This window comes from Flavobacterium sp. (genome assembly GCF_040382755.1).
Taxonomy (GTDB): domain Bacteria; phylum Bacteroidota; class Bacteroidia; order Flavobacteriales; family Flavobacteriaceae; genus Flavobacterium.
Map to the genome: position 1 here is coordinate 1 of NZ_JBEIET010000162.1, position 3,692 is coordinate 3,692.

Sequence of the window (3,692 nt, forward strand, 5' to 3'; positions counted from 1 at the left end):
CGGATTAGAACATCAAATGGAAGGCAAACATCGCCCAGGGCATTTTGACGGAGTAGGAACGATTGTGAAGAAATTATTTGAAATTGTAGAACCAACTCACGCTTATTTTGGCGAAAAAGATTTTCAGCAATTACAAATCGTAAAAAAATTAGTGCTAAAAAATAAAATTCCAGTAAACATAATTCCTTGTGAAATTTACAGAGAATCGAGTGGATTAGCAATGAGTAGCCGAAACGAAAGACTTTCTAAAAAAGCCAGAAATGAATCGAAATTAATTTACAAAATTCTTTTAGAAGCAAAAGATAAATTTATGCTAAAATCGGCCAAAGAAGTTGGTGATTTTGTGATGCGAGAATTCAAAAAACATAAAAATTTTACTTTAGAATATTTTGAAATTGCAGAAGAAGAGACGCTTTTAACCTGTAAAAGAAAAATAAAAAATAAAAAATACAGAGGTTTTATTGCGGTTTTTATTGAAGATATTCGATTAATTGATAATATTTCGTTAAAATAAATTATAAAATTTACTTGAATTAATTAACTTTGCCACATGCAAATACAAGTAGTAAAATCTAAGATACACAGAGTTTCTGTTACTGGAGCCGATTTAAATTATATTGGAAGTATTACAATTGACGAAGCTTTACTTGAAGCAGCCAATATTGTAGAAGGTGAAAAAGTAGCCATTGTGAATGTAAACAATGGGGAACGTTTAGAAACTTACGCCATTAAAGGACCAAGAAATACAGGTGAAATCACTTTAAATGGACCCGCTGCAAGAAAAGTACATCGTGGTGATATTATTATTATTATTGCGTACGGAATTATTGACTTTGAAGAAGCAAAAACATTTAAACCTTGCTTAGTTTTTCCTAATGAAAAAGATAATTCTTTAACCTAGTTTTGAAAACAAAAATTAGCAAAATTGCCTCTGTTTTTATTCCCTTGTTATTGGGTTTCGGACTTATATATTATCAATATACCACACTATCCGTTGAAGAATTAAATAAAATAAAATTTTGCTTTCAAAAAGCGAATTATTTTTATATTTTCCTTTCATTAATAATCTCACTTTTTGGTTATTGGGCAAGAGCCTACCGCTGGAAATATTCCTTACAACATTTAGGATACCAAACAAATTTCAAAAACGACTTTATGTCGGTTTGTGTTTCTTATTTTATGAATTTAACCATTCCTAGATCGGGCGAAATTACTAGAGCTGCCTTATTAAAAAAATATGAAAACGTACCTTTTGATAAAGGCTTTGGAACCATTGTTGCAGAAAGAATTGTAGATTTAATACTGTTTTTATTGTTTGTAGGTTTGGCTTTTGTACTTCAATTTGAAAAACTATACAATTTCATCAAAGAAAAAATTGCGTTTGAAAAAATAATTTTATTCGGAATAGTAGGGCTCATTTTAGGCGTTATATTTTTACTAATTTGGATATATGCTGAATGGAAAATTATTAAAAAAATAAAAAATAAATTTTCAGGATTAATTGAAGGCATGTTAAGCATTGTAATGATGAAAGACAAATGGAAATATATTTTCTTTTCATTTTTAATTTGGTTTTCCTATTTATTAATGTTTTACATTCCTATTTACGCCTTACCAGAAACGGAAAATATTGGTTTTGACATTGTAATTATGGGATTCATTTTTGGCAGTCTTGCCGTTGGTTTCACAAATGGCGGACTGGGTGCTTATCCGTTAGCTATTGCCATGATTTTTTCGTTATACGGTATATCAAATGAAATTGGAACGGCATTTGGTTGGCTGGCTTGGACTTCACAAACTATACTAACCATAATTCTAGGTTTGCTATCTTACGCATTTTTACCACTTTATAATAAAAAATAAGTAGTATATTGCTACTTTATTAAACCAATTACTTATGAAAATTAAATCTATCCTACTATTTTTAATGGTCGCAATGACTGCTTTTTCTCAAAAAGTAGCTGATAAAATTCAATCTAAAAAACTTAACGAAGACCGAAATTTTTCAATTATTTTGCCGCCTTCTTACGAAAATAGTCCGGATAAGAAATATCCCATTTTGGTTTTATTAGATGGCGAATATTTAGCAGATCCCTTTTCAGGAATTTTAAAATATGGAAACTATTGGGATGATTTACCTGAAATTATTATTGTTGCGGTAAATCAGAATTATGGTGAAACTCGTTTTAATGATAGTAATTACGGAGAAGATGGTTTGCCAGCAGAATCAGGTGCTAAATTTTTTGAATTTATTGGATTTGAGTTATTGCCGTACATACAACAAAAATATAGAACACTTCCGTTTAGAATTATAGCGGGTCACGATACTACAGCCGGGTTTTTAAATTTTTATTTATATAAAGATGACCCAATATTTAATGCATACATTTCAATTTCACCAGAAATGGCTCCGGAAATGGAAGTTCGTATTGCAGAACGATTAGCAAAAACACAAAAACCAGTATTTTATTATCAAGCTACGTCAAAAGCCGATTTAGAGGAAATTCAAGAAAACACAAAAAAGCTTGATGATGTTGCTAAAGAAATTAAAAACCCAAATGTAAATTACCGATATGATGTTTTTCAAAACACCTCTCATTATTCATTAGTTGCCGAAGCAATTCCAAGTGCTTTTTACTTTATTTTTAATGGCTATCAGCCCATTTCGAAATTAGAATTTAACGAAAAAATATTAAAATTAGAAAGTGGATATGCACAATATTTAATTGATAAATATGATAATCTTGAGAAAAAAATGGGATTAAAAATCCAACCAAGATATTCTGATTTTAAAGCCATTGAAGCCGCAATACTTAAAAATAAAGCGTATTCAGAACTTGAAAATTTAGGCGCTTATGCTGACAAACAATATCCTAAAACCATGTTAGGAACCTACCATAGAGGGCTGTATTTTGAGAAAATTGGGGACTATAAACGAGCAGCTAAAGAATATCAAAGTGCGTACACAAAATCTGAAATTGGTGATTTATCTAAAAATTATATCTTAGATCGTGCAGAAGCTTTAAAGTCAAGAAAAGAAGAACCAAAACAAGAAATTGAAGAATCAGCGCCAGTGGAAACTCCAACAGAAACACCTGCTGAAGCTCCTAAAAAAGACGAATAATTTCGAAAAATAAAATACAAATGGCTAAATTAAAAACTTCCTTCTTTTGCCAAAGTTGCGGCACCAATTATTCTAAATGGCTTGGACAATGTACGTCTTGCAAGCAATGGAATACAATTGTAGAAGAAATTATTCAGAAAGAAGAGAAACAAGCCTGGCGAAGCACTACTTCTGAAGCAAAAAAAGTAGCGAAACCTTTAAAAATTAACGAAATTTCGACTTCAGAAGAAGTACGAATGAATACTACTGATGGCGAATTAAACCGCGTATTAGGTGGCGGATTGGTTCCAGGTTCTCTTACACTTTTAGGTGGCGAACCAGGAATTGGAAAAAGTACACTTTTACTTCAAATTTCATTAAAATTACCTTATAAAACGCTTTATGTTTCTGGAGAAGAGAGTCAGAAACAAATAAAAATGCGTGCCGAAAGAATTACAGGACAAACGGATAATTGTTTTATTTTAACCGAAACCAAAACACAAAACATATTTCGTCAAATTGAGGAAATTGAACCGCAAGTAGTAATTATTGATTCAATTCAAACCCTACATACCGAATATATTGAATC

General features: G+C 30.9%; 5 protein-coding genes. All 5 read left to right on the plus strand.

Annotation, left to right across the window (positions count from 1 at the left end; genetic code table 11):
- A partial coding sequence (locus tag ABWO04_RS10480; protein WP_353079655.1) for a pantoate--beta-alanine ligase occupies window positions 1-514 on the plus strand: 514 nt, incomplete at its 5' end.
- A gap of 36 nt (window positions 515-550) precedes the next feature.
- Entirely contained in the window at window positions 551-901 is a 351-nt protein-coding gene (gene panD, locus ABWO04_RS10485; protein ID WP_166075636.1) for an aspartate 1-decarboxylase, read from the plus strand.
- Between the two features lie 2 nt (window positions 902-903).
- Window positions 904-1,863: a lysylphosphatidylglycerol synthase transmembrane domain-containing protein gene (locus ABWO04_RS10490; RefSeq protein WP_353079656.1), complete on the plus strand. Its 960-nt coding sequence runs from the start codon at window positions 904-906 to the stop codon at window positions 1,861-1,863.
- A gap of 34 nt (window positions 1,864-1,897) precedes the next feature.
- Complete coding sequence (locus ABWO04_RS10495; protein ID WP_353079657.1) at window positions 1,898-3,124, plus strand: alpha/beta hydrolase; 1,227 nt, start codon at window positions 1,898-1,900, stop codon at window positions 3,122-3,124.
- Window positions 3,125-3,144: 20 nt separating this feature from the next.
- Window positions 3,145-3,692, plus strand: a 548-nt coding sequence (locus ABWO04_RS10500) for a DUF7125 family protein (RefSeq protein WP_353079658.1), incomplete at its 3' end; no start/stop codon positions are given.

Bases quoted from the DNA above. Each gene is read 5' to 3' on its own strand.
- panD (WP_166075636.1), top strand. From the start codon at position 551: ATGCAAATACAAGTAGTAAAATCTAAGATACACAGAGTTTCTGTTACT.
- ABWO04_RS10495 (WP_353079657.1), top strand. From the start codon at position 1,898: ATGAAAATTAAATCTATCCTACTATTTTTAATGGTCGCAATGACTGCT.